13 protein-coding genes are annotated in these 15,612 nt (G+C 32.0%); 2 read left to right on the forward strand and 11 right to left on the reverse strand.

The annotated features are described in order from the left end of the window. Nucleotides 1–58: 58 nt before the first annotated feature. The 11 genes from CX675_RS14710 to CX675_RS14755 all read right to left on the reverse strand — a co-directional run bounded on the left by CX675_RS14710 (nucleotide 59) and on the right by CX675_RS14755 (nucleotide 13,185). A complete protein-coding gene (locus tag CX675_RS14710) occupies nucleotides 59–505 on the reverse strand; it encodes a KTSC domain-containing protein (RefSeq protein WP_130736012.1) in 447 nt (148 codons plus the stop codon). Between the two features lie 110 nt (nucleotides 506–615). Beyond that, nucleotides 616–2,445 (reverse strand): hypothetical protein, encoded by a 1,830-nt coding sequence (locus CX675_RS14715; RefSeq protein WP_130736013.1) that lies wholly within the window; start codon nucleotides 2,443–2,445, stop codon nucleotides 616–618. 202 nt (nucleotides 2,446–2,647) lie between these two features. Then, nucleotides 2,648–2,977, reverse strand: a complete 330-nt coding sequence (locus CX675_RS14720) for a YegP family protein (protein WP_130736014.1) — start codon at nucleotides 2,975–2,977, stop codon at nucleotides 2,648–2,650. 79 nt (nucleotides 2,978–3,056) lie between these two features. Further along, on the reverse strand, nucleotides 3,057–4,274 hold the full coding sequence (locus tag CX675_RS14725; protein ID WP_130736015.1) for a hypothetical protein: 1,218 nt from the start codon (nucleotides 4,272–4,274) through the stop codon (nucleotides 3,057–3,059). Nucleotides 4,275–4,286: 12 nt separating this feature from the next. Then, complete coding sequence (locus CX675_RS14730; RefSeq protein ID WP_240723654.1) at nucleotides 4,287–5,828, reverse strand: M14 family metallocarboxypeptidase; 1,542 nt, start codon at nucleotides 5,826–5,828, stop codon at nucleotides 4,287–4,289. A gap of 2 nt (nucleotides 5,829–5,830) precedes the next feature. After that, nucleotides 5,831–7,132, reverse strand: coding sequence for a porin (locus CX675_RS14735; RefSeq protein ID WP_130736017.1), 1,302 nt, complete (start codon nucleotides 7,130–7,132; stop codon nucleotides 5,831–5,833). Between the two features lie 16 nt (nucleotides 7,133–7,148). Then, entirely contained in the window at nucleotides 7,149–8,294 is a 1,146-nt protein-coding gene (gene iadA / locus CX675_RS19885; RefSeq protein ID WP_165396060.1) for a beta-aspartyl-peptidase, read from the reverse strand. 3 nt (nucleotides 8,295–8,297) lie between these two features. Beyond that, a complete protein-coding gene (gene dcuC, locus CX675_RS19890) occupies nucleotides 8,298–9,665 on the reverse strand; it encodes a C4-dicarboxylate transporter DcuC (RefSeq protein WP_205728638.1) in 1,368 nt (455 codons plus the stop codon). An 11-nt stretch (nucleotides 9,666–9,676) separates the two neighbouring features. Then, nucleotides 9,677–10,699, reverse strand: coding sequence for a lamin tail domain-containing protein (locus CX675_RS14745; RefSeq protein ID WP_130736018.1), 1,023 nt, complete (start codon nucleotides 10,697–10,699; stop codon nucleotides 9,677–9,679). A gap of 31 nt (nucleotides 10,700–10,730) precedes the next feature. Next, nucleotides 10,731–11,564 (reverse strand): T9SS type A sorting domain-containing protein, encoded by an 834-nt coding sequence (locus tag CX675_RS14750; RefSeq protein ID WP_130736019.1) that lies wholly within the window; start codon nucleotides 11,562–11,564, stop codon nucleotides 10,731–10,733. Between the two features lie 121 nt (nucleotides 11,565–11,685). After that, on the reverse strand, nucleotides 11,686–13,185 hold the full coding sequence (locus CX675_RS14755; RefSeq protein ID WP_130736020.1) for a PLP-dependent aminotransferase family protein: 1,500 nt from the start codon (nucleotides 13,183–13,185) through the stop codon (nucleotides 11,686–11,688). Nucleotides 13,186–13,258: 73 nt separating this feature from the next. On the opposite strand from CX675_RS14755, the gene CX675_RS14760 reads away from it, so the two are divergent. Both CX675_RS14760 and CX675_RS14765 read left to right on the forward strand, forming a co-directional pair. After that, nucleotides 13,259–14,188, forward strand: coding sequence for a hypothetical protein (locus CX675_RS14760; RefSeq protein ID WP_130736021.1), 930 nt, complete (start codon nucleotides 13,259–13,261; stop codon nucleotides 14,186–14,188). 5 nt (nucleotides 14,189–14,193) lie between these two features. Continuing rightward, nucleotides 14,194–15,612, forward strand: a 1,419-nt coding sequence (locus tag CX675_RS14765; RefSeq protein ID WP_130736115.1) for a DASS family sodium-coupled anion symporter, incomplete at its 3' end; no start/stop codon positions are given.

Genomic DNA, 15,612 nt, shown 5'->3' on the forward strand with positions numbered 1-15,612 from the left:
ACAAATTTAAAAAAGTAGTAGCTGCCTGAAGAGGCAGCTTCTTTTTTTTATACTGTTTTTATTCAGTAGCAACTAATTTAGAGGAGCTTCGATATAAAAAGTTACCATAGATATGTCTTCTAGCAAAACGGCTTGGCGATTCGGCATTAATCATTTTAATATATGTGTTTTTGGGTACACCAAAATATTCATACTTATTTCCATCTAAAAATTGAATATACAACACCGCATTATCCATGTAAAAATCTTCTATATTAATTGAAGAAGTAGTTTTTACATACAATTCTTTATCTTTTGCTAAGGTTTCATTATTAATACTTACTAAAAAATGATACGCTTCAATAGTTAATGTACTTATCTCTTCTACTTCTTTTTTCTTTTCTTCATCTGTAAATCTATCCGGATGATTTTCCTTCATGCTTTTTCTGTAGATAGCTTTCAATTCGCTTAGGGTTACGTCTTTAGTTACATTAAGTAATTTACGATACGCAACAATTTTTTTCATATTCATAGTAAAAATGAGATAAGTTACTTTATTAAAAGTAGGTTGTAAAAAATAAATTAGCGGCAAATGTACTATATTTTATGATTCAATCGTATAATAAAAATATTATTTTATTGATAACGAATATGATAAGGTTTTGAAAGACGAAATTGAGGTAATGATAAATCGTCATTCTCAAAGGAGTTTGTCTTAATAATGTTAGTTCCTTCAAATGGAATACTAGGATAATATGCAAACGATACCTGAAAACTATTAAAAACTAAATAATCATTATTAATGAGTAAACCAATGCCGATTTTGCTGTATACCTTTCCCGTGAGTATATTTTGATTTTTTGCTGCAATAGAACCCATAGTAAAATTAAAATAGGGGCTGAAACGAAATCCTTTCCAACTACCAGGAGAATAGGTTTGTGTTTGTAAAGATAATACCCATTTTTTGGTTCCAGTAACTAAGTTGCTAAACCCCAAAATACCTGTATTACCTTCTAGATTGATGACGTCTTTTTGAGAAAGATCTCTATGATTTCCCCATATAAATGAAGGTTTTATAAATTGTCTGGTTTTCCATTTACCAATAGTAAATAAAGGACTGAAATAATTCATTCCTATTTTAAACGTATTTTGATAGGGATTGCCTTGATAAAAAAAACTACCCCATTCTACAGAACCACTAACATAGCCAAAGCCATATTTTTGACCATGCGCAATTTTACTGCCTAAATACAATCTTTTTAAGTTGTTTTTTTCTTGATATCCAATATTTATAGCTGCAATTTCACCATAAGGAACATCTTCTACAATGTCATAATTAAATAAGAAACTGTCTTTGTAATATTTTTGGGAAACAATACCTATTTGCGAAATTACATTGGTCTCATTTGAAAAAAATTCACTAGGATCTAAAGTTAATGGAGGACGTTGTGAATACGTCTTTTTGTTAAAAGCTAGCGAAGTTACTAAACGCTGTGTGCGACTATTATAGTCTTTTTTGTTAGATAACTTAAAAGAATGACCCAGCCAATATTCTTGAAATTCAGTTTTTAAAGGGCTTATAATGAGGCTATCTGTACTAATAGCAAAGGGTTCGTTCTGTAATCTGTTTTCAAAATAAATACCACCAGCCCATTTGGTTAAGGCAGAGAAAAAAGTTCTGTTTAAAGAAAGAATACGCCTACTATTATTGTCAAAATCATTATCATAAATAGCATTGAAACTAATATAGGTTCTTTTAATATTATTGATAGAATAGGTACTTGATTTTGCATGATTGCGATCGGAAAAGCGTTCTTTATAGCTGGCACTAATTTGATGTCCTGTACCAAAAAGATTTCTTTCACGTAATGAAAACCTTCCTTGATCGGAAGACAAACTCCCGTTAGGTAAGATACTCCAAGAATCTAAAAGAATAACGTTGATATCGATAGAATCCGATTTTTTGGAAATCACTTTTGGTGTAATACTTACTCTTCTAATGTATCGTTGTTCTCTGATAAGTCTTTCAGATTCTTTAATAGCTAAATTATCAAACGGTTCATATTTTTTAAAGAGTAATAAGTTTTTAACCGTAAACTTTTTAGTTCTGGCATGCACTGCATTTCCAAATTTTTCTAAACTCTTTTTAGGAGCACGAAGGGTATCTTCTAAGGTGTAACCAAAAGGGTCTAAAGTGGTAATGTTTATTTTTCGAATGATTTTACCATTATATTTTGTAAAGTCGTTCTTTATAATGGTTACTTTAGGAGCGTCTTTCTTTTCGTTTAGTTGAGAAGGCCTAAAAAACAGACGGTATACAAATTTTGAGAATTTTCTTTTTTTGGCGTAATTATGAATGTCATGATAGATTTTTACAGAATCATTTTTTACGGTGTTTTTTTGAGAAAAACAATTGTAGCAAAACAAGAGATTAAAAAATAAAAGCAGTACAATTCTTTTTATCATAAGTTAATGTAATCAAATAATATCTGTATTATAAAACGGTAAAGTAGCTATGAAATTATAGTTGGGCAATATAAATAAAAAAAGTCACTCTGAAAGGAGTGACTTTTAAAATTAGTCTATTATTGTTGTTTTACAGTGTTTAAAAAACAAAAACCATTCTATTACAGAATGGCTTTTATCAATATAATATATTATAAGTTTTCTAAGTAAGATCTTCTACTGAAGCCTCTGGTGCATTTTTTTTCACAGATTCAATTCCGTTATCTCTAGCTGCTGTACTTTCGTACATTTCGCTAGAACCAATAATTTGTCCGTTAGAAGCTTTTAATGAAAAATAAGGTTTACCACTAGTTGCGGTTTTCTTTTCAAATCTTTCATCGATTAGTGCATTGGTTTTTACCGAATCGATACCTTTTTGACAATTTACTTTTGTAGCATAACCTTCGCTAGTAAGAATTACTTGACCGTTAGTCGCTTTTAAATTAAATTGAAACTCTCCATTGTTTCTTTTAGAGATTACAAATTTTCCCATAATTATAAATTTAAGTTTGGATAAAAATCTTTCACAATAAATATAATAAAAAAGTAGCAATGAAACATATACGATGAAACTAAAAGCCTATTTGCACCACTATTTCACCTAAGGTTGCACTTTCTCCTATGTTGTAATCTACTGTTGTTAACGCAGCTTGGATTTTAATATTATTTTGTTTTACATATTTTGTGATACCAAAAGTAAAACTATTAGCATCTGGTAATAAAGAATTGTTGTTTGTTTTAAATTCGGGTTGAGTATTTTCATAGCGTACATCAAAACTTAATCCTTTTGTAGTAACATAACCAGCTTGTAGGCTATAGCTGTCGCCTACAACTAAATAATTACTAATTTGTTGAGGCGCTAAAATTGTTGTTGCCGTTTCGTCTATAAAAGTCATGTTAATATTGCTCACGCTTGCGTTAGCATATTCAGCTAAGAATGAAAATCCTTTGTATTTAATTAAAATATCGCTAAATACTTGTGAATAATCTACCAGATTAGTCTTTCCATTGGTATCATAAAATAGAAAATCACCATGACCTTCACCTACAGCATTGCTAACTCCTTTGTTTTTGCTAGCTGCTACACCAGCTAGGACTTTTATGGTTTTTTCATGAGCTAAATCGGCTGTGTATTTATCGTTATTAGGGGTGAAATATCCCAAAGGGTATATGTCTAAACGACCGCCAATTTTTAAACCACCCAAATCAGAATCTCTAGAGTCTGAACCAAAAGAGTTTCTTCCGTCTCCTGAAGTTATAGCCAATTGAGGGGCAATTCCGAATTTTTCTCCAAATTTGGTTTCAATAAACAAACCAAATTCACGTCCTGTTCTATTGTACAATTGGCTGACACGACTTCTATCGGTAAACTGTAATTTATCTTCTCTGTAAATCATTTCACGATTATTAAGAAAACTTTGTTTTTGTCCGCCAGTAAGGGTTAACCAAGAGTAAGGTTGGTAAGCTATCCAAGCATCCAATAACGGTTGAGATAAACTAAAATCAGTTTGTATTAAAAAGCTTATTTTTTCCTTAGCCGCTTTTCCGCTTACCATAAAAAAAGTTCTTTTAGCATTAAATTTTGAAATGGATTCTTGTCCTTTAGTTTTTTCGAATGACATACTAGGTTGGATAAAACCATTAATGTTAAATTCATAGTCTCCTTCATTGAAAGAGAAGTTAAGCCCTTTATCGTCTAATTGGAAAGCACTAGTATTAGTAGCATCTGTTTCTTGTGCGCTTACATTATACGCATATATAAGTAAAGATAGATAGACAAATTTTCTCATATTAATCTTATTTTAATTCTTTTTAGGTAATCTATAAATAGGTAGTTCTTGATTTAATTCTGTTTTTAAAACACCAAAACTGATAAAGCTATTTGGCGCTTCTGCCTCTAAGACTTCAGTAAGTAATGGGTAATTTTTTTGATGAGTAGTAATACGATAGGTTCCTTTAGGGAAAAGTATTTTCTTAGTGATCAATTGAGTAGCTACTTTTTGGAGATTCATTTTTTCGTAAGGAACACCGTCACTTTCGTAAGAAGTGATTAGAAAAGATTCTACTTCCAATTCGGTATCTTCTGATAGTATTTTTACTTGGATGCCTAATGTTTTAATTTTGGAAATTAATTCATTTTGATTTTCAAGTATTAAGTAAGCTTCAGGCAATTTTCTAGTTAACTTTGGTTTAGATTGTAAAGCATCTCTAATGGTAACTTCTAAATCAATCAGTTTGTCTGTATCTAAGTCGATTACTTTTATTTTATTTTTATATGTTTCTCTGGTACTAGTTACCGCAATTTCATTTTGTAGCTGTTGTGCTTTTTCAATTTCTTGCTTTATTAAAGGTGCATTTTCATAAGCCGTTTTCAAATAGGACATCGCAATTAAAAAAGTAGTGTTTATTCTTCGTTTAAAAGAGGTTCTATCTAAACCTACACCACGTACTTCTACTAAGGTGGCAATAGTATTTGTTAAGGCATAAGAGGTAGCACTCGAACGAGAATTATTTGAACCTTGATTGAACACAATTTCACCATGAAATTTATCGGTAGACATATAATCATGATGAGTTAATTTATGGTGGTCTAACTCTTGTTGGGTGTTTTCTATAAAGAGAGAATCGGTTAGTGTACGAATGTTTTTCGGTACATTTAAGTTACCTGAATACAAAAGCATAACATCATAAGAAGCAGCTACACCATAATTACCTAGTTTCATGAAGTCTTTTCTGTATGGATTGTATTCATGAAAATCGAGACCTACTTCTGGGTTGAAGTCTGAAAAAGCTTGTTTTAAAGCAACACTTTCTGGAGCCATTAATTTTGTTTGGTCTCTGTTCAAATCGAGTCCGTTTGCAGCATATCGATCTTGTTTTTCATAGCCATCAATGTTTGCCATTGGTACAACAGCTAACTCAATTTTATCTAACAGATAATAATATGATTTGTTGTTTAAAATAGTATATAAAAAATACAATATACCTTCTGTACTTGCTGGTTCATTACCATGTAAACCACCTTGTATCCAAACTTTAACTTTTGACTCTTTAACTTTTGGGTGTGAGATTTTAAGTAAAGGGATTTGGTTTCCTTTTTGACTTTCTCCTATATAAGTAATTGTAACATAATCACTATGTTTTGCTTTTAAGTTATTTAGGAAAGCAATTAACTCCTCATAGTTAGTAAAACCTTTTTTCTTTTGTAAGGCAGGTGTTACATTTTGAATAGATTCATCATCAGGGAAAAATTGTTCTGTTACTTTTTTAGATTGCGGATTGAATTGTGCATTCGTTTGTATAATACACATAAAAAGGAATACTATGTAGATTGTTTTTTTCATTTTTAAAAAGAAAAGGTTAACATCAATCTTCCTACCCATTCATTGCTATCGATAAGATTTCCATCTGTATCATTAATGCCATCTCCATCGACATAAGTGAGAGAAGCCTGAATTTTTGCACCATAATTTCTGCCTAAATACTTACTGACGCCCACAGTGTAATAATTAGGACGATTATAAAAGGTCGCATTGTTAAGAAAAGAATTGGTATCGGCTTTTAAGTGGGTATAACGACCATCTATAGAAATTCCTTTTTTGAAAAGATATCCCATTTGAAAATTATATCCTTCACCTAACATCATTCTTCCTTTTACATAAGCTTCAATGTCTTGTACTCCGTTTACTTCAAAAGTAGTAGAAGTGGTGCCATCAGTTCGAACCCGTTGTGTAATAGTAGAAGGTACAGAAGCGGTTGTTTTTACATATTCACCTAAAGCAGAAAATCCTCTGTATTTAAATAAAAAATCGACACCATATTTTGTAAAATCGGGTAACGTTTCTTCATTATTATCATTTAAATATAGAATAGTGCCACTGTCTCTTCCGCGACGACTACTTATCCCATTATTTAAACTATAATTTGCTCCTACAACTAGTTTTGGGGTGCGTTCTCTAACCATATCAGCTTGTCTGAACTGACCAAAATTGGTAAACAATCCAAAAGGTAAAAAATCAACTCTTCCACCTACTTTAATGCCCCCGTGATCTTTTTCCATCACATTAGCACCATCACCATTGGTTAGGACGAAATAGGGTTTTAAGTGTGAATTTCCACCTGTTCTGAAATCACCCTGAAGAAATAGACCAAACTCTCTGATAGTTGCAAAAGCAGACGTTAGTCTACTTCTTTCTACTAATTGTAGGGCATTTGAGTTCATGAATAACTCTCTATTGTCAGTATATGTGGAGCGTTGACCAAATGCAATATTTATTCTTTTGGTTAAATCATAAGAAACATAGGCATCCATTAAATAATTGCCTACAGCATCATCCGACTCAGAAGTACCACTGAGATCAACTTGTAAACGAAAGCTAAAACGTTTGTCTTTGGAATTTCCATCAAATTTAATTCTGGAACGACGCATTCTAAATCTGTTTCTAGCTTCTTGGTTATCAACATTAGTATATTGAGAGGTTTCAAAATAGGGTTGGATGTAACCGCTTATTTTAAGTTCTTTTCCATCGGTTGTTCTAAATTGTAAGCCTTCGCCAAATTCATAAGTATCCATAGTAACTTGCTGAGCATATACTTTAGGGAAAAAACTTAGGATAACAACCAGTATAATTATTTTTAAAAGTTTCATAGGTAAGGTATAAAAACTAAGATTCAAAACTTCCTTTTACTATTATTTCTGTGTCTCGCATCATTTGTTGTCCTCGTGCGAAAACATCTTGAAGGTCTAGATTAGTGTTAAAAGCACACAAGTCTGCATCATAACCCACTTTAATTTTCCCTTTGTTTTTTAACCCTAAATTGCGGGCTGGGTTAGTGGTAATGATTTTAAAAGCCTCTTCTATTTTCATACCGCCAAGTTTGATTAATTGTATTACTTCAAAAAGATTTTGTTCAATTGGTGCTTTTTTGAAACCAATATTTTTTCCGTTTTCATCGAGTTTGGTCAAACCAGCATGGCCATCTGAGCTGAAAGTAATATTATCGATACTTACCCCTTGTTCTAAAGCGTATAATACCGATTTATAAGGATCGGTGTATTTTGAAGCACCTGTGGTAATATCTATTATACCACCTAATTTGGCAAACTCGATAGCTTGGTCAAAAAGGGGTTTAGTTCTACCTACATGCGTAGGTGAAATATGTTCAATTGGAAATTGATACTTTTGAACAAGTTCAAAAAGAATATCCATTTTAGTTTCCAGATTGCCTAAATGAATATGTAAAATTCCTTTTTTGTTCCCAATGGAGCCACCCACTCTTACATCTCTTAATTTGCGTAAGAGTTCTGTAGCTGATGGATAAGAGGAACGAATGTCGCTAATAGCTATTTTACAACCGAGTACTTTATCAATACAAATCATGTCTCCTTGAATGCTATCTGTTATAGTAACCGAATCAACACCATAATAGCCACAAAACATATATGCAGAAACCCCTTCTTGTTCTAAAGATTTTACCTTGCCGTATAAGGTTCGAATGTTTCTTGCTGTACCATCTGTACCCAATAAACCTACCACGGTTGTTGTACCACAAGCTATTAATTCTGGAAGGGTTACTTCGGGTGTCATAGAGGCAAATCCATCTTTCCCGCCTGCACCTATAATGTGGATGTGTTGATCGATTAAGCCAGGAGTGATAATTTTTTCATTGGCATCCCAGGTTGTTGCTGTTTTTGAAAACACATCTAAGTTGTCTTCTATGGCAACAATTTTTTCTCCAGCAATAAGAATATCTTTTTTTCCTAAATATTCAGGAGCATATATAGTAGCGTTTTTAATTAATTTTAACATAGTTTAAATGATTTCAAAGCAAAGCATCGTTAGTAATGCCGCGATTAATGGTATTAAATTTCTTTTGACAATTTCTAATGTAGATACTCCTGCAATTTCTGAAACTGCGATTAAAACTCCAGCAACAGGAGAAACTGTTCGTCCCATAGAAGCTGAAAATTGCATTGGCAAAATCATAGAAGTGCTACTGATACCTAGTTTTGTGGCTATTTTTGGTACCAATGGGCCAAAGGCAAAAAAGGCTGCATTTCCGCTTCCCATAAGCATAGAAGCTAGAAAAATCATAATGGTCATTACAATGATAATTCCTGTAGCATTAAGTCCTAAGTTTAAAGAGAATTCTAATAGACCATTGATAAAACCTAGACTAATTAATCCTTTAGCAAAAATATCTGCAACAATAATTAAGGTAACTACACCTTTGAAAATATTACCCATGCCATCCCAAAAGACTTTTAAAGATTCAAATACTTGTTTTACATTTCGGGTTCTAATCATCTCAAAAATTAATGCAATAATTAAACTGATAAGCATTGCTGTTGTAGTGTCTAATTTTATTGGTGTTGGAAAGAATTGAAACAATTCAGAGAAAACAATAAGTAAAATGATGGGTGTGATAGGAATAATAGCATAAATAAGTGGGGCTTTTAATTCCATTTCTTTGTTCTCAACTTCTTCAGATGTATCTCTGTTTTTAGTATCAAAATAACGGTTGACAAAAAAGTAACTAATCATCATTATGATACTCATAATACAAGAGATTACAATTTGGTCGTTTATGAAAAAACGAACGGTGTCTACCTTAATAATATTGGCAGCACTAGCTGTAATAACTGATGCTGGTCCAATACCTAAAGCAGTACTAGCAGTTATTACCGATGTAGCACTTATTTTACTAACACCTAAATTCGTTAGAATTGGAAATAAAGAAGCCATTAATAGTAAAGCTAAACCAGCAGCAGAAGGAATTGCGATAAATAAAATTTGTCCAATGGGTATTACTAATGAGGCAGCTAAATAAGGGTGTTTTTTAAATAATTTTAATGGTTTCATAGCCACATAAACTAAGCAATTTGAAGCTCCTATTTTGTCAATATAAGCCACAAATCCGCCAATAATCATAATCATCAATCCGACATCGGCATTCGTTTTTGAAAATGACTCTTTAATGTATTTAAAAATATCAAATCCACTAAAACCAGAGCTATCATTTAGATACGGCATTTTATAATTTAGTACTAAAGCAATAGTGAGCATCAACAATCCAGAAAGTAATAAAACCGCATGAGGATTGTATTTTTTTACTAATAAGCGAGCAGTAAAAATGATAAAAATTAAAGCTATTATAGATCCAATCATGCTATTTTCCATTTTTTATTTGTTTAAAATGAGGAGCCATCTACTTTTGTACCAGGAGAAAACAATGCACCCAAGCTTTCTGGAATACTGGCATGTTGTATAAACTCGCCTGTAACATCTGGGTTTCGAGTATATGATTCATCTGGATTGTCTGAGAAAGGTTCTACATCTAATGTAACTACAGTATTGCCTAACGCATCTTGCACTGTGATAATGTCTCCAGAATTAGTAATGTTAATTTGCCCACCAGAAGCTGTTTGTACCAAGGCACCGCCAAAAGTTCCTGTTGGATTTCCACCACCAAATACTACAATTACTCCGTTAGCAGGAACAATTGTACCCGCTGGAAAAACATGTCGAGGCACATTATTTGTTAGTGCTGTAGTGTCAAATATTTTGTAGCCACTAATATCTAAGGCAGGACCAGAATTGAAGAATTCAATAAATTCATCATCGTTAGCGTCTCGTGTGCCATCACCATTGGCATCACCTGCGATTGTCCCTTCGGGATCGTATAAAACTTCATTAATAATAAAGCCTAAATAAGGACAACCATTATTAGCCACTTCTCCAAAAACAGTCGGACAAGCATCAATAGTGTCTGGAACACCATCGTTATCTGTGTCAGAGTCATCATCTAACAATTGAATGTTTAATGTAAACTCTTGGAGCAATATTATTTGATTGTTATTGGAAACCGTAATATTTATAGATTCAATACCTTCAATTTGTACATCATCTAATCCTGTAAGTGTTATTTCACCATTAGTTGCTCCTTTTGGTATACTAATATGATTTGATGAAATGGTGTAATCACTTGTAGATGAGGCTGAACCAGTAATAGATAAAGGGATATTTATTTGTTCAGAAACAGTTGTATTTAATGTTGCTTTAATTGTTATACTACCTCCATTTTCACTAAAACTATTTTCTGATGCTTCGAAAGTTATCAAAGCAGGTTCTATGTCATCTGTAGTACATGAAGATATAATGATACTAATAAAAGAAAGGGATATTAGTTTTACGAAATGAGATTTTATATTCATTTTCATAAGTATTTGAGTTGTATGATACGATTTATTTTACAATTAATTTTGAAGATACGATTTTGTTTTCAAAAGCGATTTGTAAGGTATAAAAACCGCTATATATCTGATTTAAAGATAGTTTGTTGTTTTGATTATTTTGTACCAAAACAATTCTACCACTTGCATCTAAGAGCGTTACTTTCTTAAGATTATTTTCATTGTTTAGAAATGTAATTTCTTCTCCTTGGGCTACAGGATTAGGAAAAATGGTTACTTTGTTGTTCTCAAAAGTAGCACTAGACAATGCTGGGTCTAAAAATGGATACGGACAAGTAGATGTTGATGAAGTTGTTGAACCATCTGTACATTGGGCTGCTCCATAAATCCAAGTACTTCCTTCTTTATAGGCCCAAGCGTCTTCATAATATTGATAGTTTGGACAAACTACTGTTGTGCCATCAGCCGAAGCCTGACAATCTATGTCACCAAAAGTTTCAATAACAGTACCATTATAAAAGAGTTCGATGGCATCATCTCCATTTTGTGTCGCGATAGCATCTTCCAAAATAATAGTAAAATGATTTAAACTACCCATATAATTTGTCATTGCAGTTGTGCTTCTTGGTAAAAGAATATGATCTCCTGCATTTGCGGGAATAGCTGGAAAAGTATATTCTTGTCCATCTGTACCACCACCGTTATTAGCCACGCCTATACCATACAAACTTAAATCTGAAATAGCATTAATAACATGTAAATGTAACGCTTTACCATTGTTGCCACCTTCAGGAACTGTAAAGTCAATAATGCCTTTTAATTCAAGGTCTTGTGCGTTTGAAAGAGCACTAAGTAGAACCAGTATTGAGAAGTAAATTTTTTTCATAATGAATGGGTATTAAATTCTGAGGTCTTTGTTAAACTGGTTTAAAATTAAAGTAAACTTTAAGTTACAAACGATACCAGTTAGTTAAATAAAATAATACCAATTATTTTTCAAAAATTAATTATTGTAAAAAAATCCCCATTTTTTTTATCTCTTTCTTTATTAATGGAGTTCTAATTGATGAATATCCTAATATTAAACCTTGTTTTTGTGGAATACCAATGTAGCATTTGCTTAATGAGAATGCGGTTATGTTTTCTTTGTTTAATTGATTGATAATCTCTTTTTCTTGATCGGGTGTTGTTTTTTTCTTGAAAAGGGCTACAATATGAAAACTAGAAAATTCTTTATTAGGGATATACATACTAGTACATTCTTTTTCAAATTCATTTATAAAAACATGATGTCTTTCTTTAGCCGCTTCAATGCAGTTTTTAATATGTTGGTACAAATAATTTTTATCAATAAACTGATTCATTACCATTTGTAAAGAGGGAGAAACAAAACGATGGGAATGTTCTTGTAGTGCTTCTACTACATGGATGAGGTATTTAGGAACGATCATATATCCTAATCGGATGGAAGGATGTAATAATCGGTTGAATGTTCCCATATAAATAGTTCGGTCTTCTGTGTCTAAACTATAAAGTGTTGGAATATTAGTGTTTAAATTGGCAATCTCATTTTCATAATCATTTTCAATAATAAATACTTTGTTTTTAGAGGCCCATTTTAAAATTTCAAATCGTCTTTGCAGACTCATTTTTGTTCCGAGTGGGTAATGATTGGAAGGGGTAACATGAATAATTTTTGGTTTTTGATGTTCTATTTTATGTAATTGTGTTATATCAATTCCTTCTTCATCTAATGAAATTGGGATGAGGGTAGCCTGTGAACTTTTAAAAACAGAATGGACATTTGGAAAAACTGGATTTTCTAATACTACGGCATCATCTTTATTAATTAAGGTGTTGGCTATAAGGTATAGCGATTGTAATGAACCAGAAACTATTACAATTTGTTCGTGACTACATTTAATATTTCGACTTACATTCAAATAATTAGCAATACTTTTTTTTAATTCGTTTAGACCTGTAGATTGTGAGTAAGATAATCCTGAAGATTTTACATGTCTCCAATAGGTGTTTAATAATTTTTTCCATTGGTTAATAGGAAACACATCAATAGGAGGTAAGCCAGGTCTAAAAGCTAAGTTTTTATTTGGAAGTCGGTTAATCAACGAAATATTATTTAAATAAGATTGCCCTTTACTAGAAATTTCTGGATATAAATTTCTGTCTTGTACTTCATTTACTGTTTTTGTTTTAGAGATAGTATTATTTTCAAATGTAACTTTATATCCTGAACCCGCTTTGGAAACAATTAATTTTTCTAAGAGTAATAATTCATAAGCTTTAATAATTGTAGTGCGGGATAGTTGCAATTCTTCTGCTAAGATTCGGGTTGATGGAAGGACCCAATCATTAGGTAATTCTAATTTTAGAATACATTTTTTTATGGCTCTATACGTTACAATGTATCTATTGAAAGGCTTTTTATTCTTTTGAATATCGAATTCTTTCCGAATTCTTTCTATAGCAAATTGATAATTGGTATTCATTTTTTATAATAATTGGTATTGCAAATGTAGTAACTTTTCAATTTAATTTGTGATAATAAACAGCTGTAATAGAATGAAAAATATAAAAATAAGAACTTACAATGTTCTGGTTTTCTTGTTGTTTTGTCTTATTTCTTGTTCTCAAAGTGAAATGCAAGAAGAAGAACAAGAGAGACCTTTAAACGAATTATCTTCAGGAACTGGGATGTTTCAATATACCTATCATGTGGCTAATTTCAGTAAAACGATGCGCGTTTTTTATTACATTCCCCAGTATAAAACGGAAACGACTCCTATTTTATTTGTTTTTCATGGAGCAGAACGAAATGCAGATGAATATAGAGATGCTATGATAGCAAAAGCAGAAACATTAGGTTTTATAGTAATAGCACCAGAATTCTCTGAACAAAATTTTTCAGGAGGCGATAAATATAATTTAGGAAACGTTTTTGTTGATGGCGATCATCCTTCTGTAACAACACTAAATGCTGAAAATGAATGGACCTTTTCTATTATTGAACCCTTATTTGATGAGGTGCGTACTAAAATACATTCCGTAAATACAACTTACTATGCTTTTGGACATTCAGCTGGTGGACAATTCTTGCATCGACTTTTACAATTTAAACCTAATGTAAGGATAGTTAAAGCGGTAGTTTCTGCTTCTGGTTGGTATACTTTTCCAGAAGCGATCAATTTTCCTTATGGTATAAACCAAAGCCCGTTAGAAAACATGTCTTTTTCTGCTTTTTTATCTAAAAAAGTGTATATTCAAGTAGGAGAAAACGATACAAATCCTAATGATGCGGGTTTAAGACACAATCAATATGCTGATGCTCAAGGATTAAACAGAAGAGCAAGAGCGGAGCATTTTTTTCAGTTTTGCCAACAAGTAGCGGTTGCAAATACTATTAGTTTTAATTGGAATTTTTCGTATGTGGCAAATGCAGATCATGATTATGTAAAAGCCTCTGAAAAAGCAGCTACATTACTTTTTAATTAGAAAAAATGAAATTATCAAAAAAGAAAGTAGGACTTTATTTAGGTCCGTTATTATTTGTTTTAATACAACTTTTCTTTAAGCCTGAAGGATTAAATCAGGCAGGAATTGGAATTTTAGCATCGACAGTTTGGGTAGCTATTTGGTGGATAACAGAGCCTATTGCTATACCTGTAGTATCCTTATTGCCAATTGTTTTATTTCCGTTGAGTGGCGGTTTGTCTTTGAGTGAAACTACGGCTAGTTATGGGCATCAATACATTTTTTTGTTTATGGGTGGATTCATTTTGGCTATTGCTATAGAAAAATGGAATTTACATAAACGAATTGCTTTAACTATTATAAAGATTGTAGGGACTAATATGAATCAGATTATTCTAGGTTTTATGATTGCTACTGCTTTTTTATCAATGTGGATTTCAAATACGGCTACAGCCGTAATGATTTTGCCAGTAGGGATAGCAGTTGTAAAACAATTGAAAGATAATATAGAAACCAAAGAAAATGAAAATTTACTTTTCGGAAAAATGTTAATGTTAGCGATTGCTTATAGTGCTTCTATAGGAGGTATGGCTACCTTAATTGGGACACCACCTAATTTGGTTTTGGCTGGAGTAGTTGAGAAAACCTACCATACAGAAATTACCTTTTTACAATGGTTTATGTTTGGTTTTCCGTTAAGTATTATATTGTTGTATTTGTGTTGGTTATACCTAACCAAATTTGCCTATAAAATAAATCAAAAAGAATTTCCTGGCGGGAAGCAAGAAATTGAAAAACAATTGCAAAATTTAGGACCAGTTACCTACCAAGAAAAGATGGTTTTTATAGTGTTCCTAATAACAGCAATTGCTTGGATTTCGAGATCGTTTTTATTGGTAAAACTATTTCCAAGTATAGATGATACCACGATTGCTATTGTTTGTTCCTTAATATTGTTTTTAATTCCAAGTAAAAAAAACAATGAAAATTTAATGACTTGGAACGATGCAGTAACGTTACCTTGGGGTATTTTATTACTTTTTGGAGGTGGTATGGCTTTAGCATTAGGTTTTGAAAAGAGTGGGTTAGCGACTTGGATAGGAAATCATTTAACACTTTTAGAAGGTGCTTCAATACTTTTATTAGTATTGGTTTTAGTAACAGCTATTAATTTTCTTACAGAGATTACATCCAACATGGCTACTACTGCCATGCTTTTACCTGTTTTAGTTTCCTTGTCTTTAATTATCGATGTACATCCATACATTTTATTAGTTTGTGCTACGTTAGCAGCATCTTGTGCATTTATGCTTCCAGTTGCCACGCCTCCCAATGCTGTCGTGTTTGGATCGGGTTATTTAAAAGTGGAAGATATGGTTAAGAAAGGCGTTTGGATGAATATCATTTCGATACTTATTATTACTTTATTTGGTTATTATGTTCTT

The organism is Flavobacterium sp. J27 (assembly GCF_004303025.1).
In the GTDB taxonomy this organism is placed as follows: Bacteria; Bacteroidota; Bacteroidia; order Flavobacteriales; family Flavobacteriaceae; genus Flavobacterium.

Coding starts and splice junctions, on each gene's coding strand:
- CX675_RS14710 (WP_130736012.1), bottom strand. CDS start 505: ATGAAAAAAATTGTTGCGTATCGTAAATTACTTAATGTAACTAAAGAC.
- CX675_RS14725 (WP_130736015.1), bottom strand. CDS start 4,274: ATGAGAAAATTTGTCTATCTATCTTTACTTATATATGCGTATAATGTA.
- CX675_RS14720 (WP_130736014.1), bottom strand. CDS start 2,977: ATGGGAAAATTTGTAATCTCTAAAAGAAACAATGGAGAGTTTCAATTT.
- CX675_RS14735 (WP_130736017.1), bottom strand. CDS start 7,132: ATGAAACTTTTAAAAATAATTATACTGGTTGTTATCCTAAGTTTTTTC.
- CX675_RS14730 (WP_240723654.1), bottom strand. CDS start 5,828: ATGAAAAAAACAATCTACATAGTATTCCTTTTTATGTGTATTATACAA.
- dcuC (WP_205728638.1), bottom strand. CDS start 9,665: ATGGAAAATAGCATGATTGGATCTATAATAGCTTTAATTTTTATCATT.
- CX675_RS14760 (WP_130736021.1), top strand. CDS start 13,259: ATGAAAAATATAAAAATAAGAACTTACAATGTTCTGGTTTTCTTGTTG.
- CX675_RS14755 (WP_130736020.1), bottom strand. CDS start 13,185: ATGAATACCAATTATCAATTTGCTATAGAAAGAATTCGGAAAGAATTC.
- CX675_RS14750 (WP_130736019.1), bottom strand. CDS start 11,564: ATGAAAAAAATTTACTTCTCAATACTGGTTCTACTTAGTGCTCTTTCA.
- iadA (WP_165396060.1), bottom strand. CDS start 8,294: ATGTTAAAATTAATTAAAAACGCTACTATATATGCTCCTGAATATTTA.
- CX675_RS14715 (WP_130736013.1), bottom strand. CDS start 2,445: ATGATAAAAAGAATTGTACTGCTTTTATTTTTTAATCTCTTGTTTTGC.
- CX675_RS14745 (WP_130736018.1), bottom strand. CDS start 10,699: ATGAATATAAAATCTCATTTCGTAAAACTAATATCCCTTTCTTTTATT.